At 66.5% G+C, this 15,770-nt stretch carries 12 protein-coding genes; 10 read left to right on the forward strand and 2 right to left on the reverse strand.

The window, feature by feature from the left end:
* Positions 1-19: 19 nt before the first annotated feature.
* On the reverse strand, positions 20-1,843 hold the full coding sequence (locus tag CKY51_RS04505; protein ID WP_022971874.1) for a monovalent cation:proton antiporter-2 (CPA2) family protein: 1,824 nt from the start codon (positions 1,841-1,843) through the stop codon (positions 20-22).
* A gap of 701 nt (positions 1,844-2,544) precedes the next feature.
* Here CKY51_RS04505 and mgtE point away from each other — a divergent pair.
* The 10 genes from mgtE (at position 2,545) to CKY51_RS04555 (ending at position 14,813) form a co-directional block, all read left to right on the forward strand.
* A complete protein-coding gene (mgtE, locus tag CKY51_RS04510; protein WP_022971873.1) occupies positions 2,545-3,912 on the forward strand; it encodes a magnesium transporter in 1,368 nt (455 codons plus the stop codon).
* A gap of 32 nt (positions 3,913-3,944) precedes the next feature.
* Positions 3,945-4,610, forward strand: a complete 666-nt coding sequence (locus CKY51_RS04515) for a hypothetical protein (protein ID WP_052172243.1) — start codon at positions 3,945-3,947, stop codon at positions 4,608-4,610.
* Positions 4,611-4,815: 205 nt separating this feature from the next.
* Positions 4,816-7,524 (forward strand): bifunctional acetate--CoA ligase family protein/GNAT family N-acetyltransferase, encoded by a 2,709-nt coding sequence (locus tag CKY51_RS04520; RefSeq protein ID WP_022971871.1) that lies wholly within the window; start codon positions 4,816-4,818, stop codon positions 7,522-7,524.
* A gap of 100 nt (positions 7,525-7,624) precedes the next feature.
* Positions 7,625-8,686 carry a DUF475 domain-containing protein gene (locus CKY51_RS04525; RefSeq protein WP_022971870.1) on the forward strand — a complete coding sequence of 354 codons (1,062 nt, stop codon included), beginning with the start codon at positions 7,625-7,627 and terminating at the stop codon, positions 8,684-8,686.
* A 607-nt stretch (positions 8,687-9,293) separates the two neighbouring features.
* On the forward strand, positions 9,294-11,780 hold the full coding sequence (locus CKY51_RS04530) for a ribonucleoside-diphosphate reductase subunit alpha (protein WP_152248942.1): 2,487 nt from the start codon (positions 9,294-9,296) through the stop codon (positions 11,778-11,780).
* Positions 11,781-11,974: 194 nt separating this feature from the next.
* Positions 11,975-13,018 (forward strand): ribonucleotide-diphosphate reductase subunit beta, encoded by a 1,044-nt coding sequence (locus tag CKY51_RS04535; RefSeq protein ID WP_152248943.1) that lies wholly within the window; start codon positions 11,975-11,977, stop codon positions 13,016-13,018.
* 82 nt (positions 13,019-13,100) lie between these two features.
* Positions 13,101-13,583, forward strand: coding sequence for a flavodoxin (locus tag CKY51_RS04540; RefSeq protein ID WP_022971866.1), 483 nt, complete (start codon positions 13,101-13,103; stop codon positions 13,581-13,583).
* Positions 13,555-13,881 carry a thioredoxin family protein gene (locus tag CKY51_RS04545; RefSeq protein ID WP_022971865.1) on the forward strand — a complete coding sequence of 109 codons (327 nt, stop codon included), beginning with the start codon at positions 13,555-13,557 and terminating at the stop codon, positions 13,879-13,881. The genes CKY51_RS04540 and CKY51_RS04545 overlap by 29 nt, the downstream gene beginning before the upstream one ends.
* Before the next feature lie 40 nt (positions 13,882-13,921).
* The gene (locus tag CKY51_RS04550) at positions 13,922-14,374 is read left to right on the forward strand and encodes a DUF3592 domain-containing protein (protein WP_152248944.1); all 453 of its coding nucleotides are present in this window, start codon (positions 13,922-13,924) and stop codon (positions 14,372-14,374) included.
* Positions 14,375-14,399: 25 nt separating this feature from the next.
* Positions 14,400-14,813 (forward strand): acyl-CoA thioesterase, encoded by a 414-nt coding sequence (locus CKY51_RS04555; protein WP_022971863.1) that lies wholly within the window; start codon positions 14,400-14,402, stop codon positions 14,811-14,813.
* A gap of 78 nt (positions 14,814-14,891) precedes the next feature.
* Here CKY51_RS04555 and CKY51_RS04560 read toward each other — a convergent pair whose 3' ends face one another.
* The gene (locus CKY51_RS04560; protein WP_031339385.1) at positions 14,892-15,407 is read right to left on the reverse strand and encodes a hypothetical protein; all 516 of its coding nucleotides are present in this window, start codon (positions 15,405-15,407) and stop codon (positions 14,892-14,894) included.
* Positions 15,408-15,770 lie beyond the last annotated feature (363 nt).

The raw sequence follows: 15,770 nt of genomic DNA on the forward strand, positions 1-15,770 counted from the left end.
CGCTCGTCGCGCCGCGCGCTTAGTGATCCTGCGACACGCTAGGCGGTGCCTGCTCTGGCGCAGCGGCATCGTCGGCTTTGATATCGGCCTCGAACAGGTTCATCAGATCCGCGCGTGCATCGCGCGAGGTCTGGATCACCTTCGCCTCGTCGTCGTAGACCAGATGCTGGCGGCGCAGCAGGTCCTCGTCATGCTGGCGGAAGCGCTTGACGTGATCGCGGGCGGCGGTTTGGCTCAAGCCCAGCGAGGTCAGCACGCGCTCGCTCAATTCCAGGCTGGACGCGAACACCTCGCGAAACGGCTCGGCGCCCAGATCCATCAGTTTCCAGGCGTGCTGGCGGTTGCGTGCGCGCGCCAACACGGCGGCCTGCGGGTAGAGCCGGCGGATCAGGCGCACCGCCTTGATATTGGTCTCCGGGTCGTCGAGCGCGATGACGAAGACCTTGATGCGGTCGGCACCAGCGGCGCGCAGCAATTCCGGGCGAGTGGGGTCGCCGTAATACAGCTGGTTGCCGAACCGGCGCAGGTCTTCCACCGTGTCCGGGTTGTGCTCCAGCGCCACGAACGGCACGTGGCGGGCGGTGAGCAGGCGCGCCACCACCTGACCGAAGCGCCCCATGCCGGCCACCAGCACCTTGGGCGTGTGCGCATCGATGGTATCGAACGGGCGCTCGTTGGCGGGCTTGGCGGCACGCAGCGTGCCGGCCAGGAGCCGCTGCATGCCTAGCAGCACAAGCGGGGTCAGGGCCATCGACACACCGACGATGGCGATCAGCCGATCGTGGTCGGCGGCACTCAGCAGGCCGACCCGGTCGGCTTCGTTGAACACCACAAAGGCGAATTCGCCGCCCAGCCACAGCACGCTGCCCAGCATCAGGCAGCTGCGCAACGGTAACTTCGCCAAGGCGCCGATGCCCACCAACAGCGAGAACTTCACCAGCAGCAGGATGGCCACGCCAGCGGCGATCAGCCACGGCTCGGCGGCGACCCGGTGCAGGTCGATGCCCATGCCGACCGAAATGAAGAACAACCCGAGCAGCAGTCCTTCGAAGGGTTCGATCTGCGATTCGAGTTCGTGGCGGAATTCCGAGTCGGCCAGCAATACGCCGGCCAGGAACGCCCCCAGGCTGGCGCTGAGGCCGGCCTCCTGCATGATCCAGGCGGTGCCCAGCACCACCAGCAGGGCGCTGGCGGTGAACACCTCCGGCATGCGCGTGCGCGCCACCACGTTGAACAGATGGCGCAATACAAAGCGCCCGCACAGGATGACGATGGTCAGCGCAGCCATCGCCTTGGCGACATCCTGCCATTCCAGCGTGGCGTTCTTGCTGCCGCCCAACAAAGGAATGGCGGCCAGCAGCGGGATGGCGATCAGGTCCTGGAACAGCAGGATCGCAAACGCCAGCCGGCCGTAATCGCTGCCCAGCGCCTTGCGTTCTGCCAGCAGTTGCAGGCCCACGGCGGTCGAAGACAGCGCCAGCGCCACGCCGACGATCAGCGCGCTCTTCCAGCCGACCTCGCCGAGCATCAGCAGTGCGCCCAGGATCACGGCCGTCAGCACCACCTGGCTGGCGCCGGCGCCGAACACCGAGCGGCGCATCACCGTCAGCCGTGCCGGCGACAGTTCCAGCCCGATCACGAACAACAGCATCACCACGCCGATCTCGGCCGCGTTGCCGATGCGCTCGGCATCCTGTACCACGCCGACGCCGCTCGGGCCGAGCACCACGCCGGCGAACAGGTAGGCCAGCACCGCGCCCAGCCCGAAGCGCTTGAACACCGGCACGGCCACGATGGCCGCCAGCATCAGCACCAGCGCCAATTCCAAACCGCCGCTATGCATGCGAACTCTCCGCTGAGCGCCGCATTATGACCGCGCGGCCAGACCGCTGCGATGTCGGTGACCCCGCGCCATCCCGGGCAGGCAAGCGGAGTCGACCTTGCGCGGGTGGATCAGGGATCACGCCATCAGCGCCGGCGGCACGGTGCACGCCGGCGCGATCGGGCGCGGGCACGGTTGGAGAGACCGGCAGCGTCTTTGCGTCGTCGCTGCGTTCGCCCATTGCCGTCTCCCTTGGTGCTAGCGCAGCCAAGCACCTTGTCTCGATGCAGTGCCTTTTCGACTTTCTGCATCTGGAAATACGATCCCTAAACGCATCCGGCAAGCCCGTTGCCGGCGATGACCCAGGCGGTTTTCGGAGCGGGGAGCATTGCCCGGGCTTTTTCATCGCACGCCGGTGCATCGGCATGTTGGCCTTGCTCCTCGATATCCGCTGAGGAGCCCACGGAGTCTGGTTGGTTCCGGCCCGGCTCCCTGCCTGACCGGCGGCTGGCTGGGCCTGGCGGGCTGGGGATTGACCCGGGCTCTGCAGGCGCGCAGACTGCGCCCCGCACCGTCGGCAAGCCCGGCGGCCGCACCTTTCGGAGCCTTTCCCATGTCCAGCGACAGTCACTCTAGACCCGGGTCGATGACCCAGCTGACGACCGCCTGAGGCTTCAGGTTCGCCGGCTGTCATCGACGACGGTCGTCACCAGGCGAACCCCATGTACAACCAGACCCTGCGCCTTGCCGAAGGCGTCGATGCCCTGCTCGCCGACCTAGCCGATCTCAACACGGCCGATGCGGTGGAATACCTCAATACGCTCGACCGCGAGACTGCTGCGCAGATGCTGTCGGCACTGCCGCCGGCGCGTTCGGTCAAGCTGCTCGAACAACCCGAGCTGCGCGATGCCAGCGCGCTGATCGCGCTGCTGCCGGCCGAGCAGGCCGCCTCCCTGCTGGGGCAGATGGCCGACGACCGCGCTACCGACATCTTCCATGGCCTGGATGCCGATCAGCGCCAGCCGCTGCTGTGGTTGCTCAGTGCCGAGGCGCGGCTGTCGATCCAGGCGCTGATGCGCTACCCGCCCAACACCGCCGGCGCGTTGATGACCACCGAGTTCGTCGCCGTGCCATCCGATTGGACGGTCGGCCGCACCCTGCAGCATATCCGCGAGGTCGAGCGCAGCCGCGAGACGGTCTACGCCATCTACCTGCTGGACCCGCACACCCGCGTGCTGCAGCAGGTGGTGACCATGCGCCGGCTGATCACCGGTGCGCCGGAAGCGCCGATCCTGGACGTGGCCCAGGTCAACCCGCCGGTGACGGTGGACCCGGCGCTGGACCAGGAAGAGGTGGCCCGGTTGATCCGTCGCCACGACCTGTTGGCGATCCCGGTGGTGGACGTCAGCGGCCACGTGCTGGGCATCGTCACTGTCGACGATGTGCTCGATGCCTTGATCGCCGAGTCGACCGAGGACGTGCACAAGTTCGGCGGCATGGAGGCGCTGGACAAGCCGTACATGCAGATCGGATTCGGCCAGATGATCAAGAAGCGCGCCGGCTGGCTGAGCGTGCTGTTCCTGGGCGAAATGCTGACCGCCAGCGCCATGCAGCATTTCGAGGACGAGCTGTCCAAGGCGGTGGTGCTGACCTTGTTCATTCCGTTGATCATGAGCTCCGGCGGCAACTCCGGCTCGCAGGCCACCTCGTTGCTGATCCGTTCGCTGGCCCTGCGCGAGCTGCGCCTGCGCGACTGGTGGAAGGTCGCGTTGCGGGAACTGCCTACCGGCATCACGCTGGGATCGATCCTGGGCGTGCTGGCGATCGTGCGCATCGCCATCTGGCAGACCGCCGGGCTGTACGACTACGGCCCGCATTGGCAGATGGTGGCGCTGACCATCGGCGCGGCACTGATCGGCATCGTCACCTTCGGTTCGCTGTCTGGCTCGATGCTGCCGTTCGTGCTGCAGCGGCTGGGCTTCGATCCGGCCAGCGCGTCGGCGCCGTTCGTGGCGACCTTGGTCGATGTCACCGGACTGGTGATCTATTTCAGCATCGCCGCGTTGATCCTGAGCGGCACGCTGTTGTAGCGTCCGCTCACCGGACGGACAAGGAGCGGGCGATGCGTTGCAGCGCACTGTGTCGCATGGGATGGATCGGGTGGTGGGTCATCGCAGTGCCGCAACTCGGCAGGGCCGAACCGCCCCAAACGGCAGACTGCAGCTACGACCATGCGGCGATGCTGGCGCTGGACGAAAACGCCTTCGACCAGGACATGCAGGGCGGCTGGCGTGTTGTCGCCGACCGCCCAGGCTGTGCGCTGGCGGCGGCCGAGCTGCTGCGCGACTATCGCCAGGCGCATGCGATCACCGGCGGCATCGTGACGTGGCACGAGGGCCAGATGCGTGCACAGGCCGGGCAGTCGGCGCAGGCGATCGCGCTGTTCGACCAGGCCCGCAAGCCCGCTGAGCAAGATCTTGCCGGTTGGAATCCGTACGTCGATGCGACGATCGCGTTCCTCAAACGCGACCGTGCCGGTCTGCAGGCTGCACGCGCGCGGCTTGCCGCGGTCCCGTATCCAGCAGGCGAGGGCATGCCACCGTTGAAGGATGGCGTCATCGTCTGGCCGGCCGAGAGCGGACGGCCGGAAATCAGCATGCGCTGGCCGCCGAACCTGGATGTCGTCGATGGCCTGCGTACGTGCTACGAGGAGTCCTATGCGGTCGCCTACGGCTCGGAGCGTTGCCGCACAGCGACCTCGACATCGTCCGATGCCAAGGCGCGCTAGCGACAAGCGGGCGCCAGCAGGCGAGGTGGACACGGTGGCGATGCGAGTGGGTGACACGCTGCATCGGCACGCTGCGCTTGCCTGACCGTGGCAGGATGACCGCACGTGGTGGCCGGCCAACAGATAGCCCAGTACGGATGCTCGTACATCCCTTCGCACGCCGGTGCGTGTACCGTAGGGCGATGGCATTCGCGTCCCCCGCTCGATGAGTACCTATCACCTGCAACAGGTCTTCCGTCCCGCCAACGTGGCCGTGGTGGGCGGCAGCCCGCGCGAGCGCTCCGCCGGGCGGGCGGTGGTGCGCAACCTGCGCGCGGCCAACTTTGCCGGGCAGATCGGCTGGGTCAGCCCGCGCTATCGCGAGATCGACGGCGTGCGCACGGTGGCGCGGCTGACCGATCTGCCGTGGGTGCCGGACCTGGTGGTGATCACCGCCCCGGCCCGTATCGTGCCGCGCATCGTCGCGCTGGCGGCGCGGCGTGGGGTGGCGGCGGCGATCATCCTCACCGCCGGGCTGGGCAGCGGCCCGGGGTCGCCGGCGGCACGCGTGGAGGCGGCCGCGCGCACGCGCGGCATGCGCATCCTTGGCCCGCATTGCCTGGGCGTGATCGCCCCGCATGCGCGGCTCAATGCCAGCATCGCCGCGCATTGCCCGCAAGCGGGCGATCTGGCGCTGATTTCCGAATCCAGCGCGATTGCCGCCGCGCTGGTGGAGTGGGGCGTGGCGCGGTCGGTCGGGTTTTCGGCCGTGGTGTCGCTGGGCGACACGCTGGACGTGGATTTCGGCGATCTGCTGGATTACTTCGCCACCGATTACCGTACCCGCGCGATCCTGCTGTATGTCGAGCGCATCGACGATGCGCGCAAGTTCATGTCGGCCGCCCGTGCGGCCGCGCGCGCCAAGCCGGTGGTGGTGGTCAAGTCCGGGCGTCAGTTCCGCATCGACCCCAATGCCGAGACCCATGCGCAGGCGCTGGCCGGCTCCGATGCGGTCTACGGTGCGGCGTTCGCGCGTGCCGGCCTGCTGCGGGTGGGTGCGCTGGACGAATTGTTCGCCGCCGCCGAAACCCTGGGCCGGCTGGGCAGTTTTCCCGGCCGACGGCTGGCCATCCTCAGCAACGGCGGCGGGGTCGGGCGGTTGGCGGTGGATCAATTGGTGTTGCGCGGCGGCAGCCTGGCCGACTTGTCGGACAAGACGCTGGAACGGCTGGATCAATCGCTGCCGCAGGGCTGGTCGCGCTGCAATCCGGTGGATATCGTCGTCGACGCCGATGGCGAGCGCTATGCGGCGGCCATCGATGCCTTGCTCGACGATCCGGAAAACGATGCGCTGCTGGTGGTCAACGTGCCCACCGCGTTCACCTCCTCGGCCGATGCGGCCAGCGCATTGACGCGCGCACTGACCCAGCGCGGGCGTTATCAGCGCGACAAGCCGGTGTTCGCCGTCTGGCTGGGCCAGGACGACGCCGCCATCGCCACCCTCAACGCCGCACGCGTGCCGACCTATGCGACCGAGTCCGATGCGGTGCGCGGCTTTACCCATCTGGTGCGCTATCGCGAGGCGCAGGCCGCGCTGATGGAAACCCCGCCCAGCCTGCCGGAGGATTTCGTCGTCGATGTCGCCAGTGCGCGTGCGGTGGTCGACGATGCACTGGCTTCCGGGCGACGCTTCCTCGATCCGACGGCGGCCAATCGGCTGCTGGCGGCCTACGGCATTCCGGTGGTGCCGGTGCAGGTGGCCGCCACCGCCAACGAGGCGGCGCTGCTGGCCGATCCGGTGTTGGCCGAGGGGCGCACGGTCACCTTGAAGGTGTCGTCGGCCGACATCGTGCACAAGTCCGCGGTCGATGGCGTGCGGCTGAACCTGTCCAGCGTGGCGGCGGTGCGTGAAGCGGCGGCCGGCATCCTGGCGCGCGCGCGCGCGGCCCATCCGCAGGCGGTCATCGACGGGGTGATCGTGCAGCCCACCATGCTGCGGCCCAAGGCGCGCGAACTGATCGCCGGCATCGCCGACGATCCGGTGTTCGGCCCGGCGATCGTGTTCGGGCGCGGCGGCACCGCGGTGGAGGTGATCAACGACCGCGAACTGGCGCTGCCGCCGCTGGATCTGCGGCTGGCCCACGAACTGATCGGGCGCACGCGCGTCTCGCGCCTGCTCAAGGGCTACCGCGACGTGCCGGCGGCCGACGAGCGCGCGGTGGCGCTGGTGCTGGTCAAGCTGGCGCAGTTGGCGGCCGACATTCCCGAAATCGCCGAACTGGACATCAATCCGCTGCTGGCCGATCGCGATGGCGTCATTGCGCTGGACGCGCGCGTGGTGGTGGCGCCCTCGCGCAAGTTGCACAAGGGCCGCGGCCATCCGCGCTTTGCGATCTTCCCGTATCCCAAGGAATGGGAGCGACGCATCGCGCTGGGCGACGGTGCCCACGCCTTCGTGCGCCCGGTGCGGCCGGAGGACGATGCGCTGTTCCGCGCCTTCTTCGCCCGCGTCACCGACGAGGACCTGCGGCTGCGCTTCTTCCAGTCGGTCAAGCATTTCAGTCACGAGTTCATCGCCCGCCTGACCCAGCTGGACTACGCGCGCTCGATCGCGCTGGTGGCGATCGACCCGCGTGGCGGGGACATGCTCGGTGCCGTGCGCCTGCATGCCGACGCCGATTACGCGCGCGGCGAGTACGGCATCCTGATCCGCTCGGACCTGAAGGGGCATGGCATCGGCTGGCAGCTGATGCGCATCATGATCGAGTACGCGCGCTGGTTGGGGCTGAAGCTGGTCGAGGGCCAGGTGCTGCGCGAGAACCGCACAATGCTGGCCATGTGTCGCAGTCTGGGCTTCGACGTCCGCCCGGACCCGGACGATTCGACCCTGATGGCGGTGACACTCCCTATAATGGAGGCACAACGCCCGGCCTGAGCTGCCTCACGCCGCGGTCCGCATCCTCCATCGCACGCCAGCGTCGCGTGGCCTGGCCACGGCTGCAGCGGCTGCCGTTGCGGTTCCCCTGGGAGTGTCAATGTTTCGCGATTTCAGAGTGTCGTTCGTGGTCACCGCGGTCTGCCTGGGGCTGGCGGCTTGGTGGGGGCACAATTCGGCGATGGGGGTCTGGCAGGCCGTGTGGCTGTGCCTGGTGCTGAGCGTGCTGGAAGTGTCGTTGTCGTTCGACAACGCGGTGGTCAACGCCGGCGTGCTCAAGCACATGAATGCGTTCTGGCAGAAATTGTTCCTCACCGTGGGCATCCTGATCGCGGTGTTCGGCATGCGGTTGGTGTTCCCGATCGTGATCGTGTCGGTGGCCACCGGCATGGGCCTGGTGCCGGTGGTGCAGATGGCGCTGCAGCAGCCGGACCGCTACAGCCAGGTGCTGACTGACAACTACCCGTCCATCGCGGCGTTCGGTGGCATGTTCCTGCTGCTGGTGTTCCTGAACTTCCTGTTCGACCAGGAGCGCAAGCTGCACTGGCTGGGGCCGGTGGAGCGGCTGGTCGGCAAGCTGGGCAAGGCCGATGCGATGTCGGTGATCGTGGCCATTGGCGTGCTGCTGGGCACCAAGTTTTTCCTGCCCGAGGCGGTCTTCCAGAGCGTGCTGTTCGCCGGCCTGGGCGGCATCCTGCTGTACCTGCTGGTCGGCAGCGTGGATGCCTTGTTCGAGGCGGGTGAGGACGACGCCGAGGACGGCGCCGGTGGCGGCGCGCTGGGCCCGGCCAAGCGCTCGGGCATTGCCGCCTTCCTGTACCTGGAGGTGCTGGACGCCTCGTTCTCGTTCGACGGGGTGATCGGCGCCTTCGCCATCACCCGCGACGTGGTGATCATCATGCTGGGCCTGGCGATCGGGGCGATGTTCGTGCGCTCGATGACCGTCTACCTGGTCCACAAGGGGACCCTGGACGAGTTCGTGTTCCTCGAGCATGGCGCCCATTACGCCATCGGCGTGCTGGCGATCATCATGTTGGTGGGCACGGTCTACCACGTCCCGGAGGTGCTGACCGGCCTGATCGGGGTGGCCTTCATCGCCGCCTCGGTGTGGTCGTCGATCCGCTACCGCAAACGCCACCAGCTCGGCCCGAGCGAGATCTGAGCCGTCGGTCGGGCCGGCGCCGCCGCTTCGCCCGGCGCGTCAGCGGTTCCGGCATGGCGGAAAAATGCGTGACGGATACCACGTCTGATGTGGACGCCAAGTGAGTACGATCAGCCGGTTCAGGGGCGTCCTGACTTGACCTGCGCAGTCGGATTTGTCCTCCCCCGACGCGTCACGACCGCTCGTCAGAGCAGGCCTTTGTGCCGCAAGGCTTGTGACAATTCCAGCACATTTGGTGTTGACCCCCTGGGGGCACCCCACTATCTTGGGGTTCGGTGGTGACCGCCCCCAAGCGGCACACAATGGACGTGGGGTGATGCGCAAACGCCGCTTCACCCGCGGCTCCGTCTCCCTGACCTGTCCGCGCCCCGGCTTCCCGCCGTGGTCGCAGCTGGCCCGGCGACGGCAGCGTGTCGCCACCGACCATCACGCGACAGCACACCGCGTGATGGCGGCCGTGGAATTTCCGGATGGACCGGTAGGTGTTGTCGATGCCGCCGCAGGCCCTTGTCTGCGTGTCGGGCGTCCTGCCCCGCCAGCGCCACCGCAGGTCCCATGGCGGCAGCCCGCTCCCCAGCGGGTCCGTGTGCCTACGCATGGAGGACGCATGACCACCAACGACACCCTTGCCGCCGCGGCCGCCGCCGGTATCCCCGCGCCCACCAGCGTTCCCGCCCCCGTCAGCGCACCCGTTTCCACCGTCGTGGATCCGGCCGATCCGTCGGACATCGTGCCGCCGCCCCGCCAAGCCATCGCAATGCACGCACAGACCCTCGAAGAGCAGAACGTCGCCACCTGGATCACCAAGGAGGCCGGCAACCGCCGGATCCCGTTCGACCATGCCCGCCTGGAACGCGCCATCGACGCGATCCATGCCGAATTCCCGCAGCTGGACATCGCCGACTACAAGCGCAGCGTGTTCGGTTTCATCGAGCGCAAGGACAGCGTCAACGCCGACGACCTGGTCGACCTGCTGATCCGCGAGGCCGAGGCGCGCGTGGACCTGACCGCGCCGGAATGGGAATTCTTCGCCGCGCGCATCTACCTGCGCCGCCTGTACAAGCGCGCCAGCCGCAACCGCTTCTACGACGCCAGCCAGAAGTACGGCTCCTTTGTCGGCCTGCAGGAGAGCCTGGCCGACCGCAACGTCTATTCCAACGACATCCTGCGCTCCTACTCCAAGGACGAGCTGCAGGAAGCCGGCCGCATGATCGAGCCCGAGCGCGACACCTTGTTCGCCTACAACGGCCTCTACCTGCTGGCCACCCGTTACCTGGCGACCGATAGCTCGCGCGGCGTGTTCGAGCTGCCGCAGGAGCGCTGGCTGACCATCGCGCTGTACCTGATGCAGGACGAGAAGCCGCGCGAGCGCCGCATGCAGCTGGTCGGCGAGGCCTACTGGGCGCTGTCCAACCTGTACATGACCGTCGCCACCCCGACCCTGGCCAACGCCGGCAAGGTTGGCGGCCAGTTGTCCTCGTGCTTCATCGATACCGTCGACGACAGCCTGCAGGGCATCTACGACTCCAACACCGACGTGGCGCGCGTGTCCAAGCACGGCGGCGGCGTCGGCGCCTACCTGGGCTATGTGCGTTCGTCCGGCTCGGCGATCCGTGGCGTGAGCAATTCGTCCGGCGGCGTGGTGCCGTGGATCAAGCAGCTCAACAACACCGCCGTGTCGGTGGACCAGCTGGGCCAGCGCAAGGGCGCCATCGCGGTCTACCTGGACATCTGGCACCGCGATATCGAATCGTTCCTGGACCTGCGTCTGAACAACGGCGACCAGCGCCTGCGCGCGCACGACGTGTTCACCTCGGTGTGCATCCCGGACATCTTCATGGAAGCGGTCGAGCGTCGCGGCGACTGGTATCTGTTCGATCCTCATGAAGTGAAGCGGGTCAAGGGCTGGTACCTGCAGGACTTCTTCGACGAGAAGAAGGGCGATGCCAATGCCAGCTTCCGCCGCAAGTACGAGGAAGTGGTGGCCGACGAGCGCATCGGCCGCAAGACCGTCAAGGCGATCGACATCTTCAAGCGGATCATGGTCAGCCAGCTGGAGACCGGCAATCCGTTCATGTTCTACCGCGACGAAGTCAACCGGAAGAACCCGAACAAGCACGAGGGCATGGTCTATTCGTCCAACCTGTGCACCGAGATCCTGCAGAACATGAGCCCCACGCGCATGATGCAGGAGATCATCAGCGGCAATCAGATCGTCACCACCAAGAAGGCCGGCGATTTCGTGGTCTGCAACCTGTCCTCGATCAACCTGGGCCGGGCGATCACCGTGCAGGCCGAGCAGGCCGACCTGCTGGGCGCCGACGTGCTGGAGCGGCTGATCCCGATCCAGGTGCGCATGCTCGACAACGTCATCGACCTCAACGAGCTGCCGGTGCCGCAGGCGACGATCACCAACCAGAAGTACCGCGCGATCGGCCTGGGTACCTTCGGCTGGCATCACCTGCTGGCGCAGAAGGCCATCCACTGGAATTCGTCCGAGGCCGAGAGCTATAGCGACGAGCTGTACGAGCGCATCAACTACCTGACCGTCAAGGCGAGCATGGAGTTGGCCAAGGAGAAGGGCACCTATAGCGTGTTCCGCGGCAGCGACTGGCACACCGGCGAGTACTTCCGTGCGCGCGACTACAACAGCCCGCAGTGGCTGGAGCTGTCGGCGCAGGTGTCGGTCAACGGTGTGCGCAACGCCTGGATGCTGGCGGTCGCCCCGAACATGAGCACCGCGCAGATCGCCGGCTCCACCGCCTCGATCGACCCGATCTACAGCGCCTTCTACTACGAAGAAAAGAAGGATTACCGCCGTCCGGTCGCCGCGCCCGGTCTGTCGCTGGAGACCTGGCCGTACTACGAGAAGGGCGCCTACAAGGTCGACCAGTTCGCGTCGGTGCGGCAGAACGCCCGCCGCCAGCGCCACGTCGACCAGGCGATCAGCTTCAACTTCTACGTGCCGAGCACCATTCGCGCCAGCACCCTGCTGGATCTGCACATGACCGCCTGGCGCGAAGGTCTGAAGACCACGTACTACGTGCGTTCCAACGACATCGACATCAGCGAGTGCGAGTGGTGCAGTAGCTAAGCGCATTCAGTAGCGAAGCGCATTCGCGCTTCGCTTCCACGGTTCGCAAAGCGAACCGTGGACCCTGCTTCACCAGCTCCCACACCCCCGCGCCTTCGGCGCGCCCCCCTGACTCAGGGGGCTTTCCTCCAGATTGATTTGTTGCGCCGTCGTCTCTGTTTGTACGCGCGACGCCTGAAACACGAGTAAAAACCATGTCCGCAACACCGCTCGACCGCATCAAGATCCTTGAGCCGCGCAACCCGAACCGTTCGACCGGCATCATCAACGGCCAGACCTCGGGCATCCTCAACTGGAACGACATTCCGTACCCGTCGTTCTACCGCGCCTACAAGGAACTCTCGACCAACTTCTGGATCCCGGACGAGGTCGACATGAAGATCGACGCCCGCCAGTACGGCGAGCTGTCGGCGCGCGAAAAGAACGCCTACGATTCGATCATCGGCCTGTTGGCCACGCTGGACTCGCCGCAGACGCGCTTCATCTACAACGTCGCCGAGTACATCACCGACCCGGCCGCGCATGCCAATGCGGCGATCATCGGCCAGCAGGAAGTGATCCACAACGAGAGCTACAGCTACGTGCTGGCCTCGATCACCGACCTGCAGAACCAGAACCGCGTGTTCGAGATCGCCCGCACCCACCCGACGATCCTCAAGCGCAATGCGCCGATCATGGCGTCGTACGACGACTTCATGCGCGAGAAGACCGCCGAGACGCTGCTGCGCTCGTTGATCCAGTCCTCGATCCTGGAAGGCATCAACTTCTATTCCGGCTTCGCCTATTTCTACAACCTGGTCCGGCAGAACCGCATGACCGGTACCGGCAAGATCATCAGCTTCATCAACCGCGACGAACTGGCGCACACCAAGTTCATCAGCGAGGTGATCCGCGCCATTGTCGGCGAGAACCCGGAGCTGCAGACCAACGAGCTGACCGACTACGTGCACAAGGCCTTCGAGCACGCGATCGAGCTGGAGACGCAGTGGACCGGCGAGGTGCTCGACGGCATCGACGGCATCGACGTCGACGAAATGATCCGCTACGTGAAGTACCGCGCCAACAAGATGTCCGGCATGCTCGGCATCGAGAAGCTGTACTCGGACACCACCGAGAACGTGATGCCCTGGATCAAGGCCTACGCCGACAACTTCACCGAGACCAAGACCGACTTCTTCGAGATGCGCAACGCGTCGTACAAGAAGACCAATTCCGATAACGGCTTCGACGATCTGTAGTGGCCGGGATGCGGGGCTGGGCATGCGGGATTGGTCACAACCACCGAACGCTGCCAGTCCCCGAGTCCCCAATCCCCGCCTCATGAACATCCTGCTGGCCCTGGCTTCGTTGAGCGGCAACACCCGTGATGTGGCGCGGGCCGTTGCACTGCGCTGCGAACAGGCTGGCCATCGGGTTACCTGGCTGGAGACCGACATGCAGCGCCTGGCGCAGGTGCCGCATGCGCCGGGCCAGTACGAATTGTTCCTGCTCGGCAGCTGGACCGACAATGGCGGGCGGACACCATCGGAGATGAAGCGTTTCATCGTCGAACTGGTGGAAACGCTGGGCAAGCCACCGCAGGTGGCGGTGTTCGGCACCGGCGAAACGCAATGGGGCGAGGAGTATTTCTGCGGCGCGGTGCACCGCATCGCGGCGTTCTTCGCCAGCCCGTTTCCGCGTCTGACCATCGAGCAGATGCCTCATGGCGAGCGTGATGCGCTCGCGATCTCCCACTGGACCGATACGGTCCTCGCACAATGCAAGACGAATCCCGATGCAGACCATCACCGTCACGTCGCCTGACGACTACACCGCCGCGCTGTCGGCCCATCCGCGCGCGCTGGTGGATTTCTACAAAGACAATTGCCCAGGCTGCAAGATGCTCGACATGTCGTTGGGCAAGTTCGCCGCCAGCGATGCTGCCGAAGGGGTGGCGCTGCTGAAAGTGAAGCTGGAAGTGGTCGGCGAGGACTTCTTCCGCGGCCTGGGCTTGCGGCAGACGCCGACCCTGGCGCTGTTCAAGGACGGCGCCGAAGTGGCGCGGTTGGCCGGCTTTCAGTCGCCGGCGCAGGTCGAAGCAGCGGTCCGTCGCGGGCTGTGACCCTGCAGCCCGCCCGTTGCGATCGCGCAGGCGCCCAGCGATGAACAAGACCGTCACCCTGGTCGCCTGGAGCTTTCTGCTGGCGGGTCTAGGGATGTTGGTCGGCGCCGTGCTGCTGCACGATCAGGCGCGCTGGATCCTGTTGCTGCTGGGCCTGGCGTTCGGCGGCACCGGCGGTGGCTTGCTGGGCTATCGCGTGTGGCATGCGCGTCGTACCGCCTGGCTGCGCCAGCACGGGACGGTGGTGGAGGCGACCTTCGTCGCGGTCGAGCTCAATCCCGCGCTGGAGGTCAACGGCCGCAATCCGTTTCGCATCGTTGCCCAGCGCCACGATCGCACCCACAACACCCTTGCTGAGTATCGCAGCGACAATCTGTGGATGGATCCACAGCCGTTCCTGGTCGAAGGACAACGGTTGCGTGTCTTCATCGATCCGCAGCGTCCGGCGCGCTACCACATGGATGTGCGCTTCCTGCCGACGCTGCAACGCTGACTCCCTTCTTTGACGGCCCCTCCCCATGACCAGCCCCACCCCGATTGCACCGACCGAAGCCCGCATGGCCGAGATCGTGTTTCCCAATCACACCAATCATCTCGGCACGCTGTTCGGTGGACAGGCGCTGGCATGGATGGACAAGGCCGCATTCCTGGCCGCCTCACGCTATGCCCGGCGCACAGTGGTGACCGCGCGTTCGGATCAGGTGGATTTCAAGCTGCCGATTCGCCAGGGCCAGATGGTGGAAACCATTGCACGTGTGGTGTCGGTGGGGCGCAGTTCGATCACGGTGGAAGTGGAGCTGATCGCCGAGGACCTGCACAGCGGGGCGCGCGCGTTATGCACGCGCGGCCACTTCGTGATGATCGCGCTGGGCGATGACGGCAAGCCGACATCGGTGCCGCCGTTACCTGCCAGCGCCGATCGAGCCGACTGACCGGCACGCCGGCGATACGGGCCTCGCTGTTGCTGCAGGTTCGCAGCGCACCGATGCGGCGATGCGAATGCCGTGCGCTTATTCCTGGACCTCGCGGTCCTCGCGCTTGGTTTCTTCCATCGCCTCCGGTTCCAGCTCTTCGGCGCTGCGATTGAGTTTGACGAACACGCCCCAGGCGATCAGCAACAGCGCAGCGCAGCCGCCCACGGCGGCGGCATACGGCAGCTTGCCTGGGTCGTCGTGCATCAGTTCGAAGATCGACACCAGGGTCTCGATCGCCAAGGCAATCACGATCACCACGAAGAAGCGCGAGAGATAGCGCCGCACTCGCGTGGGCCCGCTGACCTTGACGTCGCGCAGGATCTCTTCCTCGAAGATGGTCTGGCCCAGTTCCAGTGTCACCAGGGCGACGGTCAGCAGGCCGACTGCCTCCAGCACCACGTTGAAGCGGTCGCGCACCACCATGTCGCCGCCCGGGGTGAAGCCGTGCCAGAGTTCCAGTGCCGCCATCACCACCAGGCCGGCGGCGCACAACACGAAGAACGCCAGGATCACGAAGTGGCCGGCACGGAAGAGGTGGCTAAGCGCTTTCATGGCGGGCGCGGGGGGCGATGGGACGCAGAGCATCGTGTGCGCCGCGTCGTCGTCGTGCGAAGAGTGGCAGCAGCGAGGGGCGCACCGCGGGCCGGTGCAGCGTTTGCTCTTTTGCCTTCCCCGCTTGCGGGTGACGAGATGGTCTTGCCTTCCCCCGCCTGCGGGGGAAGGTGCCCGAAGGGCGGATGGGGGCGCTACCTCGGCACATGGGCGTGCTTGCGAACGCAGATCAAACCGCCGGCCCTCATCCGGCGCTGCGCGCCACCTTCTCCCGTGAGCGGGAGAAGGGATGGTCTTGCCTTTCTCGCTTGCGGGGAAGAGATGGTGTTTGCCTTCCCCCGCCTGCGGGGGAAGGTGCCCGAA

Origin of the sequence: Xanthomonas maliensis (assembly GCF_009192945.1) — a bacterium.
Classification (GTDB): domain Bacteria; phylum Pseudomonadota; class Gammaproteobacteria; order Xanthomonadales; family Xanthomonadaceae; genus Xanthomonas; species Xanthomonas maliensis.